The 25162-nt window shown below is 56.1% G+C and carries 23 protein-coding genes; 14 read left to right on the top strand and 9 right to left on the bottom strand.

Annotation, left to right across the window (positions count from 1 at the left end; genetic code table 11):
* Positions 1 to 164 precede the first annotated feature (164 nt).
* Complete coding sequence (ispB, locus tag AC6I7A_RS01985; protein ID WP_009092450.1) at positions 165 to 1136, top strand: octaprenyl diphosphate synthase; 972 nt, start codon at positions 165 to 167, stop codon at positions 1134 to 1136.
* 231 nt (positions 1137 to 1367) lie between these two features.
* Positions 1368 to 1652 (top strand): helix-turn-helix domain-containing protein, encoded by a 285-nt coding sequence (locus AC6I7A_RS01980; protein ID WP_033736431.1) that lies wholly within the window; start codon positions 1368 to 1370, stop codon positions 1650 to 1652.
* Between the two features lie 62 nt (positions 1653 to 1714).
* Here the strand turns inward: AC6I7A_RS01980 and murA are convergent, their stop codons facing one another.
* The 7 genes from murA to mlaF form a co-directional block, all read right to left on the bottom strand.
* Positions 1715 to 2974, bottom strand: a complete 1260-nt coding sequence (gene murA / locus AC6I7A_RS01975) for a UDP-N-acetylglucosamine 1-carboxyvinyltransferase (protein ID WP_058958041.1) — start codon at positions 2972 to 2974, stop codon at positions 1715 to 1717.
* A 67-nt stretch (positions 2975 to 3041) separates the two neighbouring features.
* Complete coding sequence (gene ibaG / locus AC6I7A_RS01970; RefSeq protein WP_009092456.1) at positions 3042 to 3299, bottom strand: BolA family iron metabolism protein IbaG; 258 nt, start codon at positions 3297 to 3299, stop codon at positions 3042 to 3044.
* 113 nt (positions 3300 to 3412) lie between these two features.
* The gene (gene mlaB, locus AC6I7A_RS01965) at positions 3413 to 3718 is read right to left on the bottom strand and encodes a lipid asymmetry maintenance protein MlaB (protein WP_046101075.1); all 306 of its coding nucleotides are present in this window, start codon (positions 3716 to 3718) and stop codon (positions 3413 to 3415) included.
* Positions 3718 to 4353, bottom strand: a complete 636-nt coding sequence (gene mlaC, locus AC6I7A_RS01960) for a phospholipid-binding protein MlaC (protein WP_009092458.1) — start codon at positions 4351 to 4353, stop codon at positions 3718 to 3720. Before mlaC ends, mlaB begins: the two co-directional genes overlap by 1 nt.
* Before the next feature lie 15 nt (positions 4354 to 4368).
* Entirely contained in the window at positions 4369 to 4914 is a 546-nt protein-coding gene (mlaD, locus tag AC6I7A_RS01955; protein ID WP_009092459.1) for an outer membrane lipid asymmetry maintenance protein MlaD, read from the bottom strand.
* A 4-nt stretch (positions 4915 to 4918) separates the two neighbouring features.
* Positions 4919 to 5701 (bottom strand): lipid asymmetry maintenance ABC transporter permease subunit MlaE, encoded by a 783-nt coding sequence (gene mlaE / locus AC6I7A_RS01950; protein WP_009092460.1) that lies wholly within the window; start codon positions 5699 to 5701, stop codon positions 4919 to 4921.
* A gap of 4 nt (positions 5702 to 5705) precedes the next feature.
* Complete coding sequence (gene mlaF / locus AC6I7A_RS01945; protein WP_046101074.1) at positions 5706 to 6521, bottom strand: phospholipid ABC transporter ATP-binding protein MlaF; 816 nt, start codon at positions 6519 to 6521, stop codon at positions 5706 to 5708.
* Between the two features lie 226 nt (positions 6522 to 6747).
* On the opposite strand from mlaF, the gene AC6I7A_RS01940 reads away from it, so the two are divergent.
* The 11 genes from AC6I7A_RS01940 to npr all read left to right on the top strand — a co-directional run bounded on the left by AC6I7A_RS01940 (position 6748) and on the right by npr (position 14725).
* The gene (locus tag AC6I7A_RS01940; RefSeq protein WP_009092462.1) at positions 6748 to 7728 is read left to right on the top strand and encodes a calcium/sodium antiporter; all 981 of its coding nucleotides are present in this window, start codon (positions 6748 to 6750) and stop codon (positions 7726 to 7728) included.
* Between the two features lie 16 nt (positions 7729 to 7744).
* The gene (kdsD, locus tag AC6I7A_RS01935) at positions 7745 to 8728 is read left to right on the top strand and encodes an arabinose-5-phosphate isomerase KdsD (protein WP_058958040.1); all 984 of its coding nucleotides are present in this window, start codon (positions 7745 to 7747) and stop codon (positions 8726 to 8728) included.
* 13 nt (positions 8729 to 8741) lie between these two features.
* Positions 8742 to 9308 (top strand): 3-deoxy-manno-octulosonate-8-phosphatase KdsC, encoded by a 567-nt coding sequence (gene kdsC, locus AC6I7A_RS01930; protein ID WP_058958039.1) that lies wholly within the window; start codon positions 8742 to 8744, stop codon positions 9306 to 9308.
* Positions 9305 to 9877 (top strand): LPS export ABC transporter periplasmic protein LptC, encoded by a 573-nt coding sequence (gene lptC, locus AC6I7A_RS01925; RefSeq protein WP_009092465.1) that lies wholly within the window; start codon positions 9305 to 9307, stop codon positions 9875 to 9877. The genes kdsC and lptC overlap by 4 nt, the downstream gene beginning before the upstream one ends.
* Positions 9852 to 10403 (top strand): lipopolysaccharide ABC transporter substrate-binding protein LptA, encoded by a 552-nt coding sequence (gene lptA / locus AC6I7A_RS01920; RefSeq protein ID WP_033736432.1) that lies wholly within the window; start codon positions 9852 to 9854, stop codon positions 10401 to 10403. The genes lptC and lptA overlap by 26 nt, the downstream gene beginning before the upstream one ends.
* A 5-nt stretch (positions 10404 to 10408) precedes the next feature.
* Complete coding sequence (lptB, locus tag AC6I7A_RS01915; protein WP_009092467.1) at positions 10409 to 11134, top strand: LPS export ABC transporter ATP-binding protein; 726 nt, start codon at positions 10409 to 10411, stop codon at positions 11132 to 11134.
* Between the two features lie 48 nt (positions 11135 to 11182).
* Positions 11183 to 12616 (top strand): RNA polymerase factor sigma-54, encoded by a 1434-nt coding sequence (gene rpoN / locus AC6I7A_RS01910; RefSeq protein ID WP_058958038.1) that lies wholly within the window; start codon positions 11183 to 11185, stop codon positions 12614 to 12616.
* Positions 12617 to 12637: 21 nt separating this feature from the next.
* The gene (gene hpf / locus AC6I7A_RS01905; RefSeq protein ID WP_009092471.1) at positions 12638 to 12925 is read left to right on the top strand and encodes a ribosome hibernation promoting factor; all 288 of its coding nucleotides are present in this window, start codon (positions 12638 to 12640) and stop codon (positions 12923 to 12925) included.
* 149 nt (positions 12926 to 13074) lie between these two features.
* Entirely contained in the window at positions 13075 to 13554 is a 480-nt protein-coding gene (gene ptsN / locus AC6I7A_RS01900) for a PTS IIA-like nitrogen regulatory protein PtsN (protein ID WP_009092473.1), read from the top strand.
* A gap of 47 nt (positions 13555 to 13601) precedes the next feature.
* Complete coding sequence (gene rapZ, locus AC6I7A_RS01895) at positions 13602 to 14456, top strand: RNase adapter RapZ (RefSeq protein WP_003851114.1); 855 nt, start codon at positions 13602 to 13604, stop codon at positions 14454 to 14456.
* The gene (gene npr / locus AC6I7A_RS01890) at positions 14453 to 14725 is read left to right on the top strand and encodes a PTS phosphocarrier protein NPr (RefSeq protein WP_009092474.1); all 273 of its coding nucleotides are present in this window, start codon (positions 14453 to 14455) and stop codon (positions 14723 to 14725) included. Before rapZ ends, npr begins: the two co-directional genes overlap by 4 nt.
* Positions 14726 to 14727: 2 nt before the next feature.
* Here the strand turns inward: npr and mtgA are convergent, their stop codons facing one another.
* Positions 14728 to 15447 carry a monofunctional biosynthetic peptidoglycan transglycosylase gene (gene mtgA, locus AC6I7A_RS01885; RefSeq protein WP_009092475.1) on the bottom strand — a complete coding sequence of 240 codons (720 nt, stop codon included), beginning with the start codon at positions 15445 to 15447 and terminating at the stop codon, positions 14728 to 14730.
* A gap of 886 nt (positions 15448 to 16333) precedes the next feature.
* Entirely contained in the window at positions 16334 to 18667 is a 2334-nt protein-coding gene (arcB, locus tag AC6I7A_RS01880; protein WP_058958037.1) for an aerobic respiration two-component sensor histidine kinase ArcB, read from the bottom strand.
* Between the two features lie 891 nt (positions 18668 to 19558).
* On the opposite strand from arcB, the gene AC6I7A_RS01875 reads away from it, so the two are divergent.
* A complete protein-coding gene (locus AC6I7A_RS01875; protein ID WP_498004292.1) occupies positions 19559 to 25090 on the top strand; it encodes a glutamate synthase-related protein in 5532 nt (1843 codons plus the stop codon).
* Positions 25091 to 25162 lie beyond the last annotated feature (72 nt).

Raw genomic sequence — 25162 nt, 5'->3', positions numbered from 1 at the left:
AAGACAAGAGCACTTTGCACACTCTTGCAGAAAAAAAACACAGGCTGAACGCAACCGTTTCTCAGGCTGAAAATTCAAGTACAATCAGTAACAGATTACCTGAACGCTGGCTGGGTAAAAGCACTTACCATGGCAGAGATAACGAGTCATAGCTGAAAAGACGAATGAACTTAGAACAGATCAACGAATTAACCGCACAGGATATGGCTGCCGTTAACCAGACCATCCTCGACCAGCTGAATTCAGATGTCTCGCTCATCAACCAGTTGGGCTACTACATCATCAGTGGTGGGGGTAAGCGTATCCGTCCCATGATTGCCGTGCTCTCCGCACGCGCCATGGGCTACAAGGGTGATCTGCACGTGACCAATGCGGCGCTGATCGAATTTATCCACACCGCCACGCTGCTGCATGACGATGTCGTGGATGAATCCGATATGCGTCGTGGCAAAGCGACCGCGAACGCGGCGTTTGGCAATGCGGCAAGCGTGCTGGTCGGGGATTTTATTTACACCCGCGCCTTCCAGATGATGACCAGCATGGGGTCGCTGCGTATCCTGGCGCTGATGTCAGAAGCGGTCAACGTGATAGCCGAGGGCGAAGTCCTGCAGCTGATGAACGTGAACGATCCTGACATCACCGAAGAGAGCTACATGCGCGTGATTTACAGCAAGACCGCGCGCCTGTTTGAAGCCGCGTCGCAGGCTTCTGCGATCCTGGCTGACGCCACGCCGGAAGAGGAGAAAGCGCTGCAGGATTATGGACGCTATCTGGGCACGGCTTTCCAGTTAATCGACGATTTACTGGATTACAGTGCGGACGGAGAGACGCTGGGTAAAAACACCGGCGACGACCTGAGCGAAGGAAAACCGACGCTGCCGCTGCTGCATGCAATGCAGAACGGCTCACCTGAGCAGGCGAAGATGATCCGCGAAGCCATTGAGCAGGGTAATGGCCGCCATCTGCTGGAACCGGTACTGGAAGCGATGCACCAGTGTGGTTCGCTGGAGTGGACCCGCACCCGCGCCGAACAGGAAGCGGACAAGGCGATTGCCGCTCTGCGCATTCTGCCTGAATCACCCTGGCGCAGTGCGCTGGAGTCGCTGGCGCATATGTCAGTTCAGCGCGATTTCTGATTCCCTACGGAGCCTCCCTGGCTCCGTTTCTCCTCCCCGCTCTCACTTCTTTATGTTCGCTCATTGCTGTTGCATGCCTTTTGCGGGCTGTCACACAGACCCGACGCTGACGCCAAATATTACTGGAAATTAATGGAAACTATTTGCTATAAAAAACGCTTACTTTCCAGATAACAGTAAAAAGGTAAGCCAACGTCCCGGTGGACGACACAAAGACAAGGAGAACGGGTTATGCAAAAAAGGATGGAAGACTGGCACCCGGCTGACATTATCGCAGCCCTGCACAAACGCGGTACGACGCTGGCCGCACTGTCACGCTCGGCCGGCCTCAGCTCATCAACGCTCGCGAATGCGCTGACGCGCCCGTGGCCAAAAGGCGAATGGCTGATCGCTGAGGCGATCGAGGTGCATCCCAGCGAGATCTGGCCCAGCCGCTACTACGATCCTGACACGCACCGCCTGCTGGATCGCAAAAAACGTATCCGGATCCCCGCCGATCTTTCCGGCACGCCCTGAGATCGACAGGCGAAAAAAAACCAGCCCCGCAAAGGGCTGGTTCTTTCAGCGCATACCTGAGATTACTCTTCGCTGACGCGCTCGATATTCGCACCCATCGCTTTCAGCTTATCTTCGATATGCTCATAGCCACGATCGATGTGATAAATGCGATCGACGAATGTCGTGCCTTCCGCGATACAGCCAGCCAGAACCAGGCTGGCAGAAGCGCGCAAATCGGTCGCCATCACCTGCGCACCGGACAGGGTTTGCACCCCGTGACAGATCGCGGTGTTGCTCTCGATCTCCGCATGGCCGCCCATACGAATCAGCTCCGGGATGTGCATGAAACGGTTTTCGAAAATGGTTTCGGTAATTACGCCGGTGCCTTCCGCCACCATATTCAGCAGGGTGAACTGCGCCTGCATATCGGTCGGGAAACCCGGGTGTGGCGCGGTGCGCACATTGACCGCTTTAGGGCGTTTGCCGTGCATATCGAGACTGATCCAGTCTTCGCCGGTTTCGATATCGGCACCGGCGTCACGCAGCTTAGAGAGAACCGCATCCATCGTATCGGGCTGAGCCTTGTGGCACATCACTTTGCCGCCTGAAATGGCGGCTGCCACCAGGAAGGTGCCGGCTTCGATGCGGTCCGGCAGAACGCGGTAAACACCGCCGCCCAGACGCTCGACGCCTTCGATGGTGATCTTGTCAGTGCCTGCGCCGCTAATGCGGGCACCCAGCGTGTTAAGGAAGTTGGCGGTATCGACAATTTCCGGCTCCCGCGCCGCATTCTCAATCACGGTGGTGCCGGTCGCCAGGGTTGCCGCACTCATGATAGTGACGGTTGCGCCGACGCTGATCTTGTCCATGACAATCAGCGCGCCCTTCAGGCGACCGTTGACGGACGCCTTGACGTAGCCCTCTTCCAGCTTAATCTCGGCACCCAGCTGTTCCAGACCGGTGATATGCAGGTCAACCGGACGCGCACCAATCGCGCAGCCGCCCGGCAGCGAAACCTGACCCTGACCAAAACGCGCCACCAGCGGGCCCAGCGCCCAGATGGAGGCACGCATGGTTTTCACCAGATCGTAAGGCGCACAAAATACATCGACCGCGCTGGCATCGACATGCACAGAACCGTTGCGCTCCACCTTCGCACCCAGCTGGCTCAGCAGCTTCATGGTGGTATCAATGTCGCGCAGCTTTGGCACATTCTGGATCTCTACCGGCTCTTCAGCCAGCAGGGCAGCAAACAGAATAGGTAGCGCGGCGTTCTTCGCCCCGGAAATGGTTACTTCACCACTTAAGCGGGTGGGGCCTTGCACACGAAATTTGTCCATTAACACGGCTCTCAATTAACTAGCTAAAGATGGGACTCGCTTACCACGAGTGCACCACGCTGAGGGATCAGAAACCGTTGAGTTTACGGTCGCGCGCCCATTCAGCGGGAGTATAGGTTTTGATAGAGACAGCATGAATGCGGTTGTCCGCGATGTATTCCATCAGCGGCGCGTAGACAGCCTGCTGTTTTTTCACGCGGCTCAGCTCGCCAAACAGTTCGCCTACGGCGATCACCTGAAAATGGCTGCCATCGTTGCTCATCACATGCACTTCGTCTAAAGGCAGCGCTGCCATCAGCACGGCCTGAATTTCACTGTTTTCCATTGTGCTTAACTTCACTTAATAATAATAAGGCTGACATAGTAGAGGAAAGCGGCTGACTCTTAAATACGCAAAAGCCCCTGTTGAAAACAGGGGCTTAGCATAACAAGCGGAAATCAGGCGCTTTTATCCGCAGAAACAATAATCTGTTGCAGATTGTAAAGCGTAATCAGCGACTGCAGTTTGTCGCTGATACCGGCAAAGCGCGGGGTGCTCCCCTGCGCCCGTGCGATTTCCCGCAGGTGCACCAGCAGAGCGAGGCCGGAAGAGTCAACCCGGTTCAGCGCCGCGACGTCGATCGTCTCGACGCCGCGAATCAGCGTTTCACGCTGCTGCCAGAGGCCCATCAGGGTGTCGCGATCCAGCTCGCCTTTCAGTAATAGCGTGCTGGCTTCGCGCTCCCAGCGTAACGATTCGTGCATTATTGTTGTTTATCCAGCGTGATTGGCTGTGACGCAGACGATTTGAGCTGCGCCGTCAGACCATCGATACCTTTGGTCCGTAACAGATCGCTCCACTCATTCTGTTTGGTGGTGATCATGCTGACGCCTTCGGCAATCATGTCATAAGCCTGCCAGTTGCCAGTCTGGCTGTTTTTACGCCACTGAAAGTCGAGGCGAACCGGCGGACGGCCATTAGGATCGATGATAGTGACGCGAATCGCCACAATTTTGGCGTCGCCCAGCGGCTGCTCAGGCTGGATCTGGTAGCTCTGGCCGTTGTAGAGGGCCAGTGCCTGACCATAAGCCTGGGCCAGATAGTCGCCAAAAGCGCTGAAGTAAGCTTCGCGCTGGGCCGGTGTTGAGTCACGATAGTAGCGACCCAGCACTAATGCGCCCGCATATTTGATCTGCACGTAAGGCAGCAGTTCCTGACGCACAATCTGACGCAGGTAGTTGGGGTCCTGCTTGATTTTTGGCTGCTCATTTTTCAGACGGCTGAAGGTCTTTTGCGCCGCTTCGTTCATCAGCTTGTAGGGATTGCTCTGGTCGGCTGCCGTTGCCGTCAGCGGGACCGCAACCACCAGCATGGCAATCATCAGTAAACGTTTAAACATGGTATGCCCTCTTCTTTAAGGTTGAGCCGGTTCCGCAGGCGCGGCACTGCTGCCATCCTGCGCATCCTTGCCCTCATTTTTTTGTTTGTTGTCGCCGCTCTTGTAAAGGAACTGACCGATCAGATCTTCAAGCACCATCGCCGATTTGGTGTCGCGCAGCGTATCGCCATCTTTCAGCATCGCCGAACCGAGCTCAGGGTCGTCAAAGCCTAAGTTAAGCGCCAGGAACTGCTCACCCAGCAGACCCTGGGTGCGAATCGCCAGCGAACTGGTGTCTGAAATTTTATTCGCGTACTGATCGCTGATCTCCATCGTGACGCGCGGCAGCAGGGTCTTCGGTTCAAGCTCGATATCCGTCACCCGGCCAATCACTACGCCGCCGATTTTGACCGGCGAACTGGCTTTGAGGCCGCCAATATTGTCAAAGGTCGCGTAGAGTTTCCACGTCGGCTCCGTGCCCATTGACTTCAGGTCGGCGACGCGCAGACAGAGGAACAGCGCGGCAATCAGCGCCATAATCATAAAAATGCCAACCCAGATTTCGCTTTTTTTGCTTTGCATTGCATCAATTCCCAAACATCAGTGCTGTCAGCACAAAATCCAACCCGAGTACCGCCAGAGAGGCGTGTACGACGGTACGCGTTGTCGCGCGACTGATCCCTTCGGAAGTGGGAATCGCGTCATAGCCATTAAAAAGAGCAATCCAGGTCACCGTCACGGCAAAGACGGCACTTTTAATCAGGCAGTTCACCACGTCGGTGCGGAAATCGACCGCGTTCTGCATCGCCGACCAGAAGAAGCCGGGATCGATCCCCTTCCAGCTCACACCCACCAGCGCACCGCCCGCGATCCCGACCGCCGTGAAGATGAGTGCCAGCAGCGGCATGCTGATGAAGCCCGCCCAGAAACGGGGCGACACCACCCGGCGTAACGGATCGACCGCCATCATCTCCATACTGGAGAGCTGCTCGGTGGCTTTCATCAGGCCGATTTCCGCCGTCAGCGCCGAGCCCGCCCGGCCGGCAAACAGCAGTGCGGTCACCACCGGTCCCAGCTCTCGCAGCAGCGACAGGGCCACCAGCATACCCAGACTGGTTTCGGCGCCATAGGTGGTCAGCACCAGATAGCCCTGCAGCCCGAGAACCATGCCAATGAAGAGGCCCGATACCACAATAATCAGGAGCGACAGCACGCCAACGCTGTAGAGCTGTTTGATCAGTAGCGGCGTGTGTCTGCGAAACGCCGGTTTTCCTACCAGCGCGTGAAACAGCATTAATCCTGCGCGTCCAAAACTGGCGCACGTTTCAATTCCCTGACGACCAAACGACGCCAGCGCCTTCAAGACCATCTGTTTAGTTACTCCGTGAGCCGGTTAAATCAGCGAGATAATCGCCGGCAGGAAAACGGAATGGAACCGGACCATCCGCATCGCCATCAATAAACTGGCGCACGCGCGGGTCGTTATTCTCTCGCAGTTCCGGCGTGGTGCCGTGTGCGATAATTTTTTGTCCGGCCACAATATAGGCATAGTCCGCAATGCTCAGTACTTCCGGTACGTCATGCGAGACCACGATGCAGGTCAGGCCCAGCGCATGGTTCAGTTCATCAATGAGTTTGACCAGCACGCCCATGGTAATCGGATCCTGACCCACGAAGGGCTCATCAAACATGATGAGTTCCGGCTCCAGCGCAATAGCGCGCGCCAGGGCCACACGTCGCGCCATGCCGCCTGAGAGCTCTGCAGGCTTCAGCTGGGCCGCGCCCCGCAGGCCCACCGCTTCCAGCTTCATCAGCACCGTGCTGTGCAGCAGCGGCTCAGGCAGTCGCGTATGTTCACGCAGCGGCCACGCAACGTTTTCATAAACCGTTAAGTCTGTAAACAGCGCACCCGACTGGAACAGCATGCTCATCTTTTTACGCGCTTCATACAGTCTGGCGCGCGATAATGACGGAATGTTTTCGCCACGGAAAAAAATCTCGCCGCGGGTCGGCTGAAGTTGCCCCCCAATCAAGCGTAGCAGAGTGGTTTTTCCGATCCCCGATGGCCCCATAATCGCGGTCACTTTGCCTTTCGGCACGGTCAGCGAGATGTCATCAAAGATGGTGCGATCTCCGCGCGAAAAACTCACGCCACGAACCTCAACCAGATTCGTTTGCTGCTGGGTCATTATTACCTCTTGTAAGGATCGGGCGTAAACATGGGGTACGATGGTAGCCTGTTCGGTCCTGATTCACGATAGCTTTACAGAAACTTACCGCTAAGATTTGGCGAAAATGGTCATTAAATTTACTTTTGCCCCTGAGGCGGTCAAAATCAGCGCCTGTCTCGCCAAACAGAATTTTAAACCGGCCGGGAACGCATTGCCGGCCTGAGTTTTTACGCAAGGATTTTTCATGTTCGTAGCTTCTGCACTGTTGATTATCGGTTTGCTTTTACTGGCTTATGGTGCCGATCGTCTGGTGTTTAGCGCCTCAATATTATGCCGCTCTCTGGGCATTCCGCCGCTGATTATCGGCATGACCGTGGTCAGCATCGGCACCTCGCTGCCGGAGATGATCCTCTCCTTTTCGGCAGCGCAGCATGGCCAGATGGATCTCGCTGTGGGCACCGCCCTCGGCTCGAATATTACGAACATTTTACTGATTCTGGGTGCCGCTGCGCTTATGCACCCGCTGAGTGTGCATTCTAATCTGATTCGCCGCGAACTACCGCTGATGTTGCTGGTCACCCTGCTCAGCGGTTTTATGCTGTTTGACAATCAGCTTAGTCGACTGGATGGAATTGGCCTGATCGCGATTGCCGCGATTTATCTTCTGGTGGTGATTCGCATCGCGCGCAAGGCCGAACGGGACAATAACGACACCCTGACCCGCGAGCAGCTGGCCGAGCTGCCCCGTGAAGAGAGCGGCAACACGGTGGCCTTTCTCTGGCTCGCCGTTGCGCTGATCATCCTGCCGATGTCGACACGCATGGTGATCGACAACGCCACGGCCTTTGCCGACTACTTTGGCGTCAGTGAGCTGGTGATGGGCCTGACGCTGATTGCCGTGGGCACCAGCCTGCCTGAGCTGGCAACGGTCATCGCCGGTGCACTGAAAGGCGAAGATGATATCGCGATCGGTAATCTGGTCGGCGCCAACATTTATAATATTGCCATCGTGCTTGGCCTGCCGGCGCTGATCCACCCCGGCAGCATTGACTATCACGCTTTCGCCCGTGACTACTGGGTGATGCTCGGCGTGAGTGCGCTCTTTGCCCTGCTCTGCCTGCTACGGCGTCGCCGTGTTGGCCGGACGGCAGGCCTGATTTTACTCTGTGGTTTCTTCGTCTGGGTGACGCTGCTGTGGATGCAGCCGGCGTTCATGGACGGCTAACAAGGACAGACTCACTATGTCACATCAGCAACCAACAGCATTCGACTTCCAGCAGGTGGGAAAAACCGTCCTGCGCATTGAGCGTGAAGGGCTGGAACAGCTCGATCAATATATCAATGAGGATTTTGCCCGGGCCTGCGCCCTGATCTATGCCTGCCAGGGTAAGGTGGTGGTGATGGGCATGGGGAAGTCAGGTCACGTCGGCAAGAAAATGGCGGCGACCTTTGCCAGCACCGGCACGCCCGCCTTTTTTGTGCATCCGGGCGAAGCCAGCCACGGCGATCTGGGCATGGTGAGCAAAAATGATGTGGTCATCGCTATCTCTAACAGCGGGGAGTCGAACGAGATTCTCGCCCTGATTCCGGTGCTGAAGCGCCAGCACATTACGCTGATCTGCATGACCGGACGGCCTGACAGCGCGATGGGACGGGCTGCCGACGTGCATCTCTGCGTCCACGTTCCTCAGGAAGCCTGCCCGCTGGGCCTGGCCCCGACCAGCAGTACCACCGCCACGCTGGTGATGGGTGATGCTCTGGCGGTTTCGCTGCTGGAAGCGCGGGGATTTACAGCGGAGGATTTCGCCCTCTCCCACCCCGGCGGTGCGCTGGGCCGCAAACTGCTGCTGCATGTGGCCGATATCATGCACAGTGGCGATGCGCTGCCGCACGTCACGCGTGACGCCTCACTGCGCGATGCACTGCTGGAGATTACCCGCAAAAATCTCGGTCTGACGGTGGTCGTCGACGACCTGATGAAAATCGAAGGGATTTTTACTGATGGTGACCTGCGCCGCATCTTTGATATGGGCATCGATTTTCAGCGTGCCACCATCGGGGAAGTGATGACGCCAGGGGGCATCCGCGTCCGGCCGAATATGCTGGCGGTGGACGCCCTGAACCTGATGCAGACCAAAAACATCACGTCGATTCTGGTGGCCGATGACGACCATCTGCTCGGTGTGGTACATATGCATGACATGCTGCGCGCTGGCGTAGTCTGAACAGGAAGAGAAAATGCAACAGGCAACTCCCCCGATTGACACCTGCTACGGCCCGGTCAGTGCTGAAGTTATGGCGCGCGCCAGTCGCATTCGTCTGCTGATCTGTGACGTAGACGGCGTGATGTCCGACGGGGTGATCTACATGGGAAATAACGGCGAAGAGCTTAAGGCGTTCAACGTGCGGGATGGCTATGGCGTGCGCTGCCTGCTGACCTCCGATGTGGAAGTGGCTATTATTACCGGCCGCAATGCCCGTCTGATGGAAGATCGCTGCAAAACGCTCGGCATCCGTCATCTTTATCAGGGACAATCGGATAAGCTTTTGGCCTATCGCGAACTTCTGGATAAACTGTCTCTTTCCGACGACCAGGTCGCCTATATCGGCGATGACCTGATCGACTGGCCGGTCATGGCGAAGGTGGGATTCAGCGTGGCGGTGGCGGATGCACATCCCATCCTGTTGCCGCGCGCAGACTATGTTACCCGTATCGCCGGTGGACGCGGTGCGGTTCGTGAAGTCTGCGATCTGATCTTAATAGCGCAGAACAAATTTGAGGATGCCAAAGGGCAATCAGTATGAGTAAAAGCAGGCGTTGGATAACGCTGATTCTGACCTTGATTGCACTGGTTTTGATCGGCTGGAATCTTACCAATAAGGATGACGATGGGATGCCCGTCGGGACAGACAGTCAGTCTCCGACCTACACCAGTGCGGATTCGCACACGGTGGTTTACAACCCGCAGGGCGCGCTGTCCTATAAACTGGTCTCAGACAAAGTGACCTATTTCTCGGATGACGAACTGAGCTGGTTCGAGCATCCGGTGATGACCACCTATGATGAGAACAAAATCCCGACCTGGACGTTACGCGCGGATAAGGCAAAGCTCACCAAAGATCGTATGCTTTATCTTTATGGCCATGTTGAGCTCAACACGCTGACGCAGGATTCTCAGCTGGAGCGGATCAAAACAGATAACGCGCAGATCAATCTGGTGACCCAGGACGTTACCTCGGATGACCAGGTGACATTGTATGGCCGCAGCTTTAACTCCACCGGCATGAAAATGCGCGGCAATTTACGGACAAAAAACGCCGAGTTAATCGAGAAGGTCAAAACCTCTTATGAAATTCAAAATGAACAAAAATAGCCTGAAGCTTTTACTGGCCAGCGTGCTGCTGGCGACCAGCGTTCCGGCGCTGGCCCTGACCGGTGACTCGGACAAACCCGTTAATATTGACTCGCAGAATCAGGCGCTGGATTTACAGGGCAATGTCGCGACCTTTACCGGCAACGTCATTGTGACGCAGGGCACCATCAAAATTACGGCAGATAAAGTCGTGGTCACCCGTCCGGGCGGCGACAGTAAGAAAACCATCGTCGATGCCTACGGTAATCCTGCCACCTTCTATCAGATGCAGGACAGCGGCAAACCGGTTCAGGGCCATGCCGCAAAACTGCATTACGAACTGGCTAACGATTTCGTTGAACTGACCGGCAATGCGTTTATTGAGCAGCAGGACAGCAACATCAAAGGCGATCGCATTACCTACCTGGTGAAAGAGCAGAAGATGCAGGCTTTCAGCCAGGGCCAGAACAAGCGCGTCACCACCGTACTGGTGCCGTCGCAACTTCAGGATAAAGCGTCGTCCAACAGCGAGAAGAAGAGTAACTGATAGCTATGGCCACATTAATCGCAGAAAACCTGGCGAAGGCCTACAAAGGCCGTCGCGTGGTAGAAGATGTCAGTCTGCAGGTGAAATCCGGCGAGATTGTCGGCCTGCTGGGCCCGAACGGTGCCGGTAAAACCACCACGTTTTACATGGTGGTCGGCATCGTGCCGCGTGACGCGGGCCGTATCGTGATTGACGATGAAGATATCAGCATCCTGCCGCTGCATGCGCGTGCGCGTCGGGGTATCGGCTATCTGCCGCAGGAGGCTTCCATTTTCCGTCGCCTCAGCGTTTACGATAACCTGATGGCGGTGCTGCAGATCCGTGACGATCTGACCGAAGAGCAACGCCAGGATCGCGCCCGCGAGCTGATGGAAGAGTTCCACATTGAGCACCTGCGCGACAGCATGGGCCAGGCCCTCTCCGGCGGCGAACGCCGCCGTGTTGAGATCGCGCGTGCGCTGGCCGCCAATCCGAAGTTCATTCTGCTGGATGAGCCTTTTGCCGGTGTTGACCCTATCTCCGTTATCGACATTAAGAAGATCATTGAGCATCTGCGTGACAGCGGCCTCGGCGTGCTGATTACCGACCATAACGTGCGTGAAACGTTAGCGGTTTGTGAGCGGGCTTATATCGTCAGCCAGGGCCACCTGATCGCGCACGGCACACCCAATGAAATTCTTGCGGATGAGCAGGTTAAGCGGGTTTATTTGGGTGAAGAGTTCAGACTCTGATAAGGTGTCGTTAAGACCGCTATTTACCTGGGAACTATCATCCTGTCTATGAAGCAAGCCTTACAACTCAGGTTCAGCCAACAGCTGGCAATGACTCCCCAACTGCAGCAGGCGATTCGTCTGCTGCAGCTCTCTACGCTTGAACTCCAGCAGGAGCTACAGCTGGCGCTGGAAAGTAATCCCCTGCTTGAGCAGACGGACCCGCACGACGAGATCGACTCCCGGGACGCTGCAGAAGCGGAGGCGCTGGATACCCGCGAAGCGCTTGAGCAAAAAGAGATGCCCGATGAACTGCCGCTGGATGCCACCTGGGATGAGATCTACACCGCTGGCACACCTTCCGGCACCGGAACGGACTATCAGGATGATGAGCTACCGGTTTACCAGGGTGAAACGACGCAGTCTCTGCAGGATTATCTGATGTGGCAGGTCGGCCTGACGCCGTTCAGTGATACCGATCGCGCGATTGCGACCTCTATCGTCGATGCTATCGATGACACCGGATATCTCACCGTTTCGCTTGAGGAGATCCTCGACAGTATCGGCAATGACGAGCTGGAGGTGGATGAAGTTGAAGCGGTGCTGAAACGCATCCAGCGCTTTGACCCGATTGGCGTGGGTGCGCGCGATCTGCGCGACTGCCTGCTGGTTCAGCTGTCACAATATGCACCCGACACGCCCATGCTGACCGAAGCACGTCTGATTGTCAGTGAGCATCTCGACCTGCTGGCCAACCACGACTTCCGTAGCCTGATGCGGGTAACGCGCCTCAAAGAAGAGGTGCTGAAAGAGGCGATGCTGCTGATTCAGTCGCTGGACCCGCGTCCCGGCCAGTCGATTAACACCGGCGAACCGGAATATGTAATTCCCGATGTGCTGGTGCGCAAGGTCGGCAGCCGCTGGACGGTTGAACTCAACGCCGACAGCCTGCCCCGCCTGAAGATCAATCAGCACTATGCGGCGATGGGCGGCACCACGCGTAACGACAGCGACACGCAGTTTATTCGCAGCAACCTGCAGGAAGCACGCTGGCTGATTAAGAGTCTGGAAAGCCGCAATGATACACTGCTGAAAGTGACGCGCTGTATCGTTGAGCAGCAGCAGGCGTTTTTCGAGCAGGGGGAAGAGTTTATGCGCCCGATGGTCCTGGCTGATATTGCTCAGGCCGTTGAGATGCACGAATCAACTATCTCCCGCGTGACCACGCAGAAGTATCTGCACAGTCCGCGCGGTATTTTTGAACTGAAGTACTTTTTCTCCAGCCACGTCAACACGGAAGGGGGCGGCGAAGCCTCCTCTACGGCGATTCGTGCGTTGGTGAAAAAATTAATTTCGGCGGAAAATCCAGCCAAACCCTTGAGCGACAGTAAACTGACCTCCATGTTGTCCGATCAGGGGATCATGGTGGCACGGCGTACCGTCGCAAAATATCGTGAGTCTTTATCCATCCCGCCATCGAACCAGCGTAAACAGCTGGTTTGACAGAAATGAGAAGGAAGACCTATGCAGCTGAACCTGACCGGGCAACACGTTGAAATTACGCCACCACTGCGTGAATTCGTCAGTGCTAAATTTGCCAAACTGGAACACTATTTTGAGCACATCAATCAGGTCTATATTGTCCTGAAAGTTGAGAAAGTCATGCAGGTGGCTGACGCAACACTCCACGTTAACGGTGGCGAGCTGCACGCCACGTCGGAAGCGGAAGATATGTACGCGGCGATTGATGGGCTGATCGACAAGCTCGCCCGTCAGCTGACTAAACATAAAGATAAACTGAAAAAACACTAACCTTCATGCTGGCTACGCGCGCCTGGCGCACTGAGCCGACAGGATGGGGCGGATAATCCGCCCCGTTTTGTCATCTGGCAGGCGTCATTTCCGTCACGTCAGAAGACGCCGGCGGTGAATGGCCTGGTGAACCCGCAAGTGAAACGATAATGAACAACGATCTTACACTGGAATTGAGCACGGTGCTTTCGCCTGACTGCACACGCAGTGGCGTACACTGCCAGAGCAAAAAACGTGCGCTGGAAATCATCAGCGAACTGGCCGCTAAGCAGCTCAACCTGCCGCACCAGACGCTTTTCGAAGCGATCCTGACGCGTGAGCGTATGGGCAGTACCGGTATCGGCAACGGGATAGCGATCCCGCACGGCAAGCTGGAAGAGGATACGCTGCGCGCGGTCGGGGTCTTTATCAGCCTCGAACAGCCGATTGCGTTTGATGCCGTCGATAACCAGCCGGTCGATCTGCTGTTTGCCTTACTGGTTCCGGCTGACCAGTGCAAAACACACCTGCACACCCTTTCACTGGTGGCAAAGCGTCTGGCCGATAAAACGGTCTGCCGCCGGCTGCGCGCTGCGCAGAGTGATGAAGAGCTTTATGCCATTATTACGGAAAACCAGACAGAGCTGTAACGCGTCTTTACCGGCCGGGTGCCGGTTTTAAAACGGGAGAGAAGGTCATGGTGCTGATGATCGTTAGCGGTCGTTCAGGCTCGGGGAAGTCAGTGGCACTCCGTGCGCTGGAGGATATGGGGTTCTACTGTGTTGATAACCTGCCGGTGGTGCTGCTGCCGGAGTTAGCGAACTCACTGGCAGAGCGGAATATTTCGGCGGCGGTCAGCATCGACGTGCGCAATATGCCTGAATCCCCCGAAATTTTTGAAACCGCACTGAATAATCTGCCCGACTCCTTTTCACCTCAGCTGCTGTTTCTCGACGCCGACCGCAACACGCTGATTCGCCGCTACAGCGATACGCGTCGTCTGCACCCCCTCTCCAGCAAAAATCTGTCGCTGGAGAGCGCCATTGATGAAGAGAGCGATCTGCTGGAGCCGCTGCGTTCGCGCGCCGATCTGATCATTGATACGTCAGAGATGTCGGTGCATGAACTGGCCGAGATGCTGCGCACCCGCCTGCTGGGCAAGCGTGAACGTGAGCTGACCATGGTATTTGAATCCTTTGGTTTCAAACATGGCATCCCTATCGACGCGGACTACGTGTTTGACGTGCGCTTTCTGCCCAATCCCCACTGGGATCCGAAACTGCGCCCGATGACCGGCCTCGATCGCCCGGTCGCGGCCTTCCTCGACCGCCACACGGAAGTGCATAATTTTATCTACCAGACACGCAGCTATCTTGAACTCTGGCTGCCGATGCTGGAGACCAACAACCGTAGCTATCTTACCGTGGCGATTGGCTGTACCGGCGGTAAACACCGCTCAGTCTATATCGCCGAGCAGCTGGCGGACTATTTCCGCTCGCGCGGTAAGAATGTACAGTCACGCCATCGCACGCTGGAAAAGCGCAAATCATGACCGTCAGACAAACTGTAGAAATCAAAAATAAGCTGGGCATGCATGCCCGTCCGGCGATGAAGTTGTTTGAGCTGGTGCAGAGCTTCGATGCCGAAGTGTTACTGCGCAACGAGGCAGGCACCGAAGCCGAGGCCAGCAGCGTGATCGCCCTGCTGATGCTCGACTCGGCAAAAGGGGGACACATTGAGATTGAAGCCAGCGGGCCGGAAGAGGTCCCGGCGCTGGCTGCGGTCATTGAGTTGTTTGAAGCGGGCTTTGATGAAGAATAAGGTCAGTTAAGCTGATTACGCTGTAAAAAGCCCTCTCCGCCCAGCTGACGCATCTGGCGCAGTATCCACTGCTGCCGCGACCTGACATAGCCTGAAGGCGCGGCGGCACGGTAACGAATTGGATTCGGCAGGACCGCCGCCAGCAAAGCAGCATCGGCCGCAGTGAGCCGGCTGGCAGGTTTGTGGAAATAGTGCTGTGAGGCGGCCTCCACACCAAAGATGCCCGGCCCGAACTCCGCGATATTGAGATAGACGGTCAGAATACGCCGCTTCGTCCAGACCGTCTCAATCCCCACCGTCAGACCCGCTTCCAGCCCCTTACGGATCCAGCTGCGACCATCCCAGAGAAAGAGATTCTTCGCGGTCTGTTGTGACAGCGTGGACGCTCCGCGCATCCGGCTGTCATTGTTATCCAGCACCGATTCAATCGCCGCCACATCAAAGCCCCAGTGCGTGGGAAACTTTTGATCTTCAGAAGCGATAACGGCCAGCCCCATCCACGGCGAGATCTCATCATGTCCGACCCAGTCTGAGTGCGCCACATAACTGAAATCACCGCGCAACCACGCCCCCACCTGTCGCTCCACCATCACTGCAGAGAAGGGCACCGGTAAAAACGAAAAGAGTAAAATGCCGGCCAGCCACACGCCCAGCCAGACCAGCAGGAGACGGCCGGCAATCCGTCTGATACGCCGTCCGGCGCTTCCTTTATGCTTGTTCATGCAATCTTCCCATACCTGTTTCAGACGTTAATCAATTACTCATGTAATCACTGCCAGAAAAATCGCCTTTTTGCGATTTTCGGTGAAAATGAACGGTGCGTTTCCAGACTTCATGCACCTATTTTGCATCAACATGCGGCAACAGATCGAAATAGTTCAAGGACTTCCGAAAAAAGGAATCGGTTCCATTCATTGCCACTGCTTAGCATCTTTCCAGATAAACACTTAATAATAGGTAATAACCGCCGGTTTAAATCATTCATCACCCTTAACTGTTATTTTTTTCTGTTGTCGCAATGGTTCAACTCTTAACCAGAACTATTCTTATAACGTCTAAATAAACAGCAGCGGCCAGCGTAAATCCTGTCATAAATGACCCGGTTTTCGATCCCTGCCCCGCAACCCGGCAGACGCAGAAAAGTACAAAGGTTGAGATTCATTTCTGCCATTCCGAATCGTTTTGGATGATTCGGTTCATTTCAGGCTGCTGGCTTGCAATATCAGCGCGTTACACTGACTGTCAGGGCAAATGAACCTGCCGGTTCGCTTTTACGCTGTCCGGTCTTCGCGACACGGCGCAGCCGCGTTAAAAGTACACGAAAACCGGCAAATCTGGTTAAAATAGCAGCAACGCAACGCGGAAATTGATTCCTTGCTTGACTGTGTTGCCAAATTAATGTTTTCTGTGTTTAAACGCTGCTCAACATCACACATTTTAATGAATCTTGTCACATGAGAAGATGAATTTGCTAAGGTGATGACAGTGTTAACCAATACCCCGCGGCTGCATTAATTATTCAAATCATAGCGGCCGCAACATTTTCCCTGGTGTTGGCGCAGTATTCGCGCACCCCGGCCTCGGCTGGGGTCATTTTTTTCTGCCGTTTCACTTCTCCTGTCCGGCAACCCAGTCGCGCAGAACCTGCACATCGTGTCGCCACTCATGTTTCAGCTCTTCAATCCATTCAACCACGTTGTCCCACCACGCCGGCAGCTCCGGACTCTGGATCTGTTTCGCCAGCATCTGTAAACGCTGCAGCCCGACGGACCCGGCCGCGCCTTTGATTTTGTGCCCCTCTTCCGCAATTCCTTTCTGGTCGCGCGCCATCAGATTCGATTCCAGTACCGCAAGATAGTCCGGCATCATCTTCTCAAACATCGTCAGGCTCTGCGTAATCAGCCCCGGACCTACCAGCTCGATATACTGTTCGAGCATGGCGACATCCAGCAGCATCCGGGTTTTGTCATCGCTGACGGCGGCCGTTTCATCGTCCGTTTCTGCCTGATAGTCCCAGTACTTTTTGATCATTGCGGTCAGGGCAGGCACGGCCAGCGGTTTACTGAGCACATCATCCATCCCGGCGTCGAAATACTCTTTTTTATCTTTCAGCACGTTGGCCGTGAGCGCCACCAGCGGAGGCAGATGCGCGCCCTGATACTGCTGGCGAATCGCACGGGAGACATCCAGCCCGGTCATATCGGGCAGCTGAATATCCAGCAGCACCAGATCGAACTCCAGCGGGTCAAACATCGCCAGAGCCTCGCTGCCGGTCATGGCGACCTCCACGCTGCATCCCAGCTTCTCCAGAACGGAGCGCGCCACAATCACATTCAGTTCAATATCCTCAACCAGCAGCACATGCAGCGCAGGCAGAGGCAGGCTGTCGTCGACGCCTTCGTCAATCACTTCTTCTGCGATGCGTGGTGCTTTAATTTCGACGGTGAAGCATGAGCCCTGGCCGGGCGCACTCTGTACGCGGATATCTCCCCCCATCGCCTGGGCCAGTCGACGTGAAACCGCCAGCCCGATGCCGGTTCCGGTCGCCGGTTTCCCGCCATGCTGATCTTTAACCTGATAGTACATCGCAAAAATCTTGTCCTGCTCCTCCTGGCGGATACCCATGCCGGAGTCCTGCACCTCAAAGCGCAGTGTTTCATCCTGCTCATACGCGACGCGCACCACGATCTCGCCCTGCTGGGTGAACTTCACGGCGTTACCAATCAGGTTCCAGAGAATCTGACGCAGACGCGTTCCGTCGGTGGAGATCATGTGAGGCAGCGGCAGTTGCGGCGCGAGCACAAACTTCAGCCCTTTTGGCTGCGCCAGCAGGCCGGAGAGATTCTCTAAATCGGCAAGGAAACCGGTGAAGTCGAGCGGCTGATTATCCAGCTGAACTTTACGACGCTCGATTTTGTCCACCTCAATCACATCGTTGAAGATGTTGCCCAGCGTAATGGCCGAGACGTGGATGGTTTTCAGGTATTTCAGCTGTTCCTGATTCAGATCGGTATCCAGCAGGATGCGGCTCAGGCCGACAATGCCATTAAGCGGCGTACGCAGCTCGTGGCTGATGGTGGAGATAAAGGTGGTCTTTTCCCGGCTGGCGTTCTCTAACGCGTCCTGATAGCGCTTACGCTCGGTGATATCGCGGCCAAAGCCCATCAGCCCGCTGCGTTTGCCGACACGATCGTAATAGGGCACCTTGCGGATCTCAAAACAGGCTTTGCGCCCGTCAGGATATTGCAGCCACTGCTCATAGGTCAGGGAGACGTTATGGCGGAACACTTTTTCGTCCGTTTCCAGCACCTTGGTCGCGGCTTCATCATCGTAGATATCGCGCGGCGTCAGGCCAATCAGCTGCTTTTCGCTTTTGCCGGTCAGCAGCTCCATGGCGCGATTGCAGCCGGAGAACTGCTTGTCGATATTGCGATAGAACACCAGGTCAGGTGACGCATCCAGGAAGGAGCGCAGGAAGGATGATTGCTGCTCCAGCTCAATCTGAGCCTGTTCGCGGCGGGTGACCTCTTCGCGCAGCTTGTCCATCACCTGTTCGCGCGCCAGCTCCGCTTTTTTACGATCGCTGATCTCCTGATTCAGCTGGGTGATGGTTTCCTTCATCTGCTGATTGAGTTCCAGGTCGCGGGTGCGCATCTCTTCCAGCTTATCCACCAGCCTTGCCAGCCGCTGCCGCGACTCCTCAAGCTGATCGACCACCACCGACAGAAAATAGACGGCCCAGGGCGTAATCAGCAGCCCAAAGAAAACCGAGCGCACCACATCGATACTCTCGACGTGCCCCCGCAATACCATCGTGACCGCCATCTGGACAATCATCGCCAGCACCACCAGCGCAGAGGCCAGCAGCAGCGAGAACCTGACCAGGCCAAGTTTGACCATTAAATCGACATAGTACTGCGCCAGCAGACGAATCTGTTTCATAACGACTCCCTGGAAAAGAAACAGCCCCATGATAGCGCAGTTAGCCTGCGGACGTCGCAGCACGTCACGCGAAGATGAGGGATTGAATGCGCTTTTATGGTGCATCCGGCCTGCCGTTCGGCGACGTTTGGCACAAACCGGTTAAATCCCTTGACTGATTGTGCCAAATGAATAATCTGTAAGGCCGCCTGTGAATCGCAGATTTCACCCGACGGCCTTTTTTCAATATCCTGGCAGCGTCCTGTTGCGCAGGCTCTCTCCTTTATATGAATACTCATTCAACTTTAGTGCTGTTTTAAGCATTCCCTGCCTGATTAATTTTTCTTATAACCAACCGCTGTTTCATTCAAATAGGCCGACATAAGAAAAACAGATACATGCTATGTATCAGGGGTGCCGGACAGCATTTAATGCTGCCAGACACCCTGTCACCAGCATGGTGCAGAGATATGACGCCTGCACTACAGTGAGTCAGTTCACATTTATCGGCCGATCACCAGGTGGCAGAGTGAGACATTTTAAACCATAAAAATCAATACTTTCATATATTTATACAAGAAAAGCGCCTGATAAGCCCGCCTGGCCGCCCTATTTGACCTGATTACGCTTTCCCGATAAGTTGGAAATCCGCTGAAAGCTTTCCTGACGGGCCATTGTCTCGGCATATCTATGCAACAAGAAGACTCCCGCGTGGTTTAAGTCATCTCCTTTACGAGACCGGAAATCGAAGAGCAGCTCAATATAGGACGTTTTACGGATGTCTGGAGAGAAATGCTCAGGGCTATGACGCGCGCTCGACAGAGCATGGCGATGAAAATGAAGCTGCGCCTCAGTTGCGCCCAGACCCTGAAACAGTGCAGGTAATGTCAAAGCAGTTTAAGGAGACCCTCAATGTCCACTAAAAAACCTCAATCCTATGGCTTGTATGATCCGACAGCAGGCAGTGACAGCTGTGGTGTAGGTTTCATTACGCGTAAGGACGGCGAGCAGACCCATGAGATTCTGCAGATGGCGCACAGCGCCCTGTGCACAGTGCCGCATCGCGGCGGTATGTCAGCAGAAGGTGTCGGCGATGGCGCAGGCGTCAACGTTGACCTTTCACTGCATTTCTTCCGCAAGATTACCGGCCAGCCACTGGAAGCGGGTCGCTTTGGCGTCGGCAACTTCTTTGTGCCGAAAGATGCTGAGCTGCGCGCGAATGCCGAACGTCTGGTGGATGAGACCCTCAGCAGTTTCGGCCTGCCGGTGATCATGAAGCGCGACATGCCGCTCGACAGCAGCGTGACGCGTCCGGCTGCCATTCAGTTTCAGTTACCGATTCTGCAGTGGATCTTCACTGCGCCTCAGGACGTGGCCGATCAGAACGACTTCGAACAACGTATCTACCGCGCCCTGTTAACTATCGAAGCACGCGCCTTTACCGAAAGCGAATTTGGCGGGCTCTATCCGCTGTCGCTGTCGTCGCGCACGCAGGTATTTAAAGCGCGCCTGAACTCCAATGAAGTGATTCCTTACTTCAAAGATCTGACCGATCCCGATCATCAGGTGCGCGGGCTCTTTTTCCACACCCGTTTCTCGACCAACACCGATCCGCATACCACTATGGCGCAGCCATTCCGCCTGATGGCGCACAACGGCGAGCTGAACACGGATCGGAAAAACCGCATCGCCGAATCGGCCCTGGCACTGGCGCGCGGCAAAAAGATCGTGCGGCCTAAAGGGCAGTCCGACAGTTCGCGTCTGGATCAGAGTATCCACAGCCGTCTGATGGAAGATAATCTCGATCTGATCACCGCCGTGGTTTCCATGATGCCGCCCGCCTGGGAAAATGACAGCTCGCTGTCAACCGAGGTACGCGACATGCTGGAGTATTTCTCTCTGTATGAAGAGAAGAACGACGGCCCTGCCGCCTTAATCTTTGGCAATGGCGAAGTGATTGGCGCACGCCTTGACCGTCTGGGCCTGCGCCCGCTGCGCTCAGTCGAAACCGCAGACTATATCGGTGCGATGTCCGAAGCGGGCCAGATCGCCTTTCCTCCTGAAAGCGTCCTGCGTCGTGGCCGTATCGAAGCGGGCGGCATGCTCTACTTCGATCACCGTGAAAAACGCAGCTACACCACGCTGCAGGCGCTGGAAAAACTGGCCGCAGAGAAAGATTACTCCGCCCTGCTGCGTGAAGCGCGCGTCGGGCTGGACGATCTGCCGGAAATCCCGGCTGAGCAACAGGGTTCACCGCTGCGCTATCGCGGCGATCTGAAAACCTATCAGCGCTTTGTCGCCTACTACTACAACCAGGAAAGCTTCAAGTTCATGATGGACCCGATGCTCAATACCGGCGCAGAGAAGATCTCCGCAATGGGTTACGGCAACGCCATCAACGGCTTATCCGATCATGAAGGCGGCATGGCGCACTACTTCTCTCAGCGCTTTGCTCAGGTGACCAACCCGCCGCTGGACTCTATCCGCGAAGTGGACGGCATGACGCTGCGTGTGGCGCTGGGGGCGAAACCGCACCTGGGCCGCAGCAAAGGCCGTCAGATTGTGGTGCCGACACCAATTCTCAGCCATCTCGATATGCTGCGTTTGCGTGAGCAGACCGTTGCCCCTTACGCCCGCTTCGAGATGCTCTATGAGCCGGTCATCGGCAAAGATCTGCTGAGCACGACCGCCAACGCGAACGCCCTGGAAAAAGCGATTGATGACCTGGCGCAGCAGGTGGTGGATTTTGCCCGGACGCAGGGCGGCATCGCCGTTCTGACCGACCGCCACATCTCCTCGAAGCACGCCGCGATCCCGATGCTGCTGGTGGTTTCCGCCATCAACCAGCGTCTGGTGCAGGAAGGTCTGCGCCTTGATGTGTCACTGGTGGTGGAAAGCGGCCAGAGCATCTCCTCGCACCACATTGCCGCGACGCTGGGCTTCGGCGCATCAGCAATCTATCCGCTGGGCGTACAGATGCGCGCAGAGGAGAAATTTGGCGAGGGTGAAGAAGGCAATAAAGCCTTTAAGCGCTATGCCAAAGCCGCGGAAAAAGCCCTGATGAAAACCATGGGCAAAGTGGGACTCTGTACCGTAGAAAGCTACAGTAGCGGCGAGTTTTTTGAACCTAACTTCCTCAACACCGATGACCCGGTGCTGAAAAAGTACTTCCCGAATATCAAAACGCCGGTGGGTGGCGCAGGCTTCGCGGCTATCGCGCAGATGGCCGTTGACTGGCATCAGAGCGCACTGAAGATTCAGGGTGAGTCGGACGTACCGTTGCTGGGTCTGTTTAAAGAGCGCGCAGAGGGTGCCGGTCACTCCTACGGCACGATTGCCGTACGCACCTTTATCGATATGACCGAAGAGCCGATCCGCTTTGCTGATAAAGCGCGCGAAGAGGATAACTTTATCCGTCTGATGACGCTGGCAAAACTGGATAACGCTTTTGGCATTAAGCCAGAAACCTTTAAAGACAGCAGCTTCGAGCGTATTCCGGATGAGGTGATCAACAACTTCGCGATCACGGCCGACTATCGTCAGTTCTCCAGCCTGATGTATGAGGAGCGTAAGCGTCGCCCGGCGGCCCTGCGTGACATCCTGACATTCCCGGCCGATCTGACCCATATCGACAGCGAAGCGGAGTTCCGCCGCAAACTGGGACGCTACTCACTGACCAACAACGGCTTTGCCATTCGTGGTCTGGTGTGTGAAGCGGTGGATGGCAGCCTGAATCACTTTATGCTGCGTCTGACCGATGCGATCGAAGGCCTGAAGCCAGAGAACGAGCGCCTGCAGAATCTCTCTAACGCCCTGAAGTTCCGCTTCGGCGACGATATCGAGAGCAGCGAGGTGGTGACCGGCGGTCTGAAAATAACCGCTTACGGTAAAGCGGCAGACTACCTGTCACGTATTTTCACCACTCTGCCCTCCCTGACACTGAGCGACGTGCAGCCGGCGTGCGAAATCACCCGCACCTTTGCCTCCGGCGCGATGAGTCACGGTGCGCTGGTCGCCCCCGCGCATGAAGCGGTGGCGCACGGCACCAACATGGTCGGCGGCATGAGTAACTGCGGTGAAGGCGGCGAGCACTACTCCCGTCACGGCACAATCCGTGCCTCACGCATCAAGCAGCTGGCGTCCGGCCGTTTTGGCGTCTGGGCCGCCTATCTGGCGGACCCGATGCTGGAAGAGCTGGAAATCAAGATTGGTCAGGGTGCGAAGCCTGGCGAAGGCGGCCAGCTACCGGCGGCGAAAGTCACGGTTGAGATTGCGGCAGCACGTGGCGGTACGCCAGGCGTCGAGCTGGTCTCGCCGCCGCCGCATCACGACACCTACTCCATCGAAGATCTGGCGCAGCTGATCCATGACTGTAAAGCCGCGCGGGTGCGCGTGATTGTCAAACTGGTCTCCTCAGAAGGGATCGGCACCATCGCGGTCGGCGTGGCCAAAGCGGGCGCAGACGTCATTAACGTGGCGGGTAACACCGGCGGTACCGGCGCTGCGTCGGTAACCAGCCTGAAATACACCGGACGCGTGGCGGAAATCGGCATCGCTGAAGTTCATCAGGCGCTCTGCGCCAACGGCCTGCGTGAGAAAGTGCAGCTGCGCTGCTCGGGCGCGCAGCAGACCGGCAGCGACGTGGTGAAATCTGCGCTGCTGGGCGGCGACAGCTTCGAATTCGGTACCACTGCGCTGATGATGCTGAAGTGCGTGATGGCGAAAAACTGTAACGTCAAATGCCCGGCGGGCCTGACGACCAACGCCGAAGCCTTTGATGGCGATCCGCGTCAGCTGGCGCAGTATTTCCTCAACGTCGCCCATGAAGTGCGTGAGATCCTGGCGCGTATGGGCCTGCGTTCCCTGCGTGAAGCGCGCGGCCGGGCTGACCTGCTGCACCTGATGGATCACCCACTGGAAGTGGGCAAGCTCGACTTACGCGCCATGCTCACCGTGGTGCCAGAGCTGAAGATTGAGAAACCGGTCTATCTGGAGAAAGATTTTGAGCTGGATGATGGCTGGGTTGAGCAGCTGAAATCAGCGCTGGTCGATCAGGGCAATACCGACGTCGCACTGGGCAACGGCATCGTGCTGAACAACCGCAACAAAAGTGTGGGGGGCCAGCTGGCGATCGACATTGAACGCATGCTGAACCATCAGCTGAGTGCGGCGCAGCTGCAGGCGATGCCTGCGGTTCTGAGCGATGACCGCGGTCGCCATTATCTGGCCCCTGCGACCGTAAAAATTTCAACTACCGGTTCAGCCGGTCAGTCATTTGGCGCCTTCTGCAACGATGGCATGCAGCTGACCCACTACGGCACCTGTAACGACGGCGTCGGCAAGGGACAGTGTGGCGGTGAGCTGTTTATCATGTCGCCGGGCGGCGGCGCGCAGGATGGCGATGGTAACGTGCTGATCGGTAACTTTGCGCTGTTTGGCGCGACCGGTGGACGCCTGTTCGTGCAGGGCCAGGCCGGTGACCGCTTCGCGGTGCGTAACTCCGGTGCCACAGCCGTGGTCGAAGGCGTAGGGGATTTCTGCTGCGAATATATGACCAATGGTGCCATCCTCAACCTGGGCACCTTCGGTAAAGGCTTTGGTAACGGCATGAGCGGCGGCTTCGCCTATCAGTATGACCCGTATGGAACACTCGCCAGCCATGCAGCCGGTGATTCAGTACGCTTCGGCTCGATTGCCGATCAGGATGAGATGGCGCAGGTGCATAAGCAGGCCGTGCTGACCATGCTGAACTGGCATCTGGAGGCCACAAACTCACCGCGTGCCGCCTGGCTGCTGGAGAACTGGGAAACGGAGTGTCACCACTTTGTGTATGTGATGCCGCGCTCGCTGCTGCTCTATCAGGATGGCGGTGAGATCCTGAAAGCCAGAAGCCGTAAAGATCTGCTCGAAGAGCTGTCGACCGCGCTGGCCGGCCATCAGGTTGCGAAGTTCAAAGCGGCCTGGCGTCAGGGCAAGACCATTGCTGACGGTGCGGTACCCGCCTACGGCGCGACCGATACGCTGGAGATGTTTGTTCTGCTTAACAACTACACCGTTCTGAGCTTTGCTCAGCAGCTGGCCCTGAGTAAATTACCGAAAGGGACACCGGTTGAAGATCCGGCGGTAGAAAAAGCCGTGCGTAATCTGCTGATGACGGAGGACTTTTCGCTGATCAGCAAACTGCAGCGCCATGCCCGTTCCGCCATCGAAGCGTATAACGATGACGAACTGGCCAGTCTGATTGGTTCCAAACGCATGTCAGATTACAAAGCGGCGCTGACGCAGCGCAACATCCGCTCCATGGACAGCCTGGCCACCTATGGCTGGATCATGTATCAGGATGCCTGTAACCGGGAAGTGCTGGGCCATCTGCCTGATTTTGAAGAGCTGTTTGCACGTGCGGCCTTGCCTGAAATCGCCGCGGCGGTGGGCAAACTCTCCTGACAGTCACACTGTTCAGGCTGAACTGAATGTTATTCATTGATCATTGCCCGGAGTCGTCGTTGTACCGGACAG

The sequence above is a fragment of the Type-F symbiont of Plautia stali genome, from assembly GCF_059731105.1.
This window is presented reverse-complemented; position numbering and strand designations above follow the sequence as displayed.

Coding starts and splice junctions, on each gene's coding strand:
- ispB (WP_009092450.1), top strand. CDS start 165: ATGAACTTAGAACAGATCAACGAATTAACCGCACAGGATATGGCTGCC.
- AC6I7A_RS01980 (WP_033736431.1), top strand. CDS start 1,368: ATGCAAAAAAGGATGGAAGACTGGCACCCGGCTGACATTATCGCAGCC.
- murA (WP_058958041.1), bottom strand. CDS start 2,974: ATGGACAAATTTCGTGTGCAAGGCCCCACCCGCTTAAGTGGTGAAGTA.
- ibaG (WP_009092456.1), bottom strand. CDS start 3,299: ATGGAAAACAGTGAAATTCAGGCCGTGCTGATGGCAGCGCTGCCTTTA.
- mlaB (WP_046101075.1), bottom strand. CDS start 3,718: ATGCACGAATCGTTACGCTGGGAGCGCGAAGCCAGCACGCTATTACTG.
- mlaC (WP_009092458.1), bottom strand. CDS start 4,353: ATGTTTAAACGTTTACTGATGATTGCCATGCTGGTGGTTGCGGTCCCG.
- mlaD (WP_009092459.1), bottom strand. CDS start 4,914: ATGCAAAGCAAAAAAAGCGAAATCTGGGTTGGCATTTTTATGATTATG.
- mlaE (WP_009092460.1), bottom strand. CDS start 5,701: ATGGTCTTGAAGGCGCTGGCGTCGTTTGGTCGTCAGGGAATTGAAACG.
- mlaF (WP_046101074.1), bottom strand. CDS start 6,521: ATGACCCAGCAGCAAACGAATCTGGTTGAGGTTCGTGGCGTGAGTTTT.
- AC6I7A_RS01940 (WP_009092462.1), top strand. CDS start 6,748: ATGTTCGTAGCTTCTGCACTGTTGATTATCGGTTTGCTTTTACTGGCT.
- kdsD (WP_058958040.1), top strand. CDS start 7,745: ATGTCACATCAGCAACCAACAGCATTCGACTTCCAGCAGGTGGGAAAA.
- kdsC (WP_058958039.1), top strand. CDS start 8,742: ATGCAACAGGCAACTCCCCCGATTGACACCTGCTACGGCCCGGTCAGT.
- lptC (WP_009092465.1), top strand. CDS start 9,305: ATGAGTAAAAGCAGGCGTTGGATAACGCTGATTCTGACCTTGATTGCA.
- lptA (WP_033736432.1), top strand. CDS start 9,852: ATGAAATTCAAAATGAACAAAAATAGCCTGAAGCTTTTACTGGCCAGC.
- lptB (WP_009092467.1), top strand. CDS start 10,409: ATGGCCACATTAATCGCAGAAAACCTGGCGAAGGCCTACAAAGGCCGT.
- rpoN (WP_058958038.1), top strand. CDS start 11,183: ATGAAGCAAGCCTTACAACTCAGGTTCAGCCAACAGCTGGCAATGACT.
- hpf (WP_009092471.1), top strand. CDS start 12,638: ATGCAGCTGAACCTGACCGGGCAACACGTTGAAATTACGCCACCACTG.
- ptsN (WP_009092473.1), top strand. CDS start 13,075: ATGAACAACGATCTTACACTGGAATTGAGCACGGTGCTTTCGCCTGAC.
- rapZ (WP_003851114.1), top strand. CDS start 13,602: ATGGTGCTGATGATCGTTAGCGGTCGTTCAGGCTCGGGGAAGTCAGTG.
- npr (WP_009092474.1), top strand. CDS start 14,453: ATGACCGTCAGACAAACTGTAGAAATCAAAAATAAGCTGGGCATGCAT.
- mtgA (WP_009092475.1), bottom strand. CDS start 15,447: ATGAACAAGCATAAAGGAAGCGCCGGACGGCGTATCAGACGGATTGCC.
- arcB (WP_058958037.1), bottom strand. CDS start 18,667: ATGAAACAGATTCGTCTGCTGGCGCAGTACTATGTCGATTTAATGGTC.
- AC6I7A_RS01875 (WP_498004292.1), top strand. CDS start 19,559: ATGTCCACTAAAAAACCTCAATCCTATGGCTTGTATGATCCGACAGCA.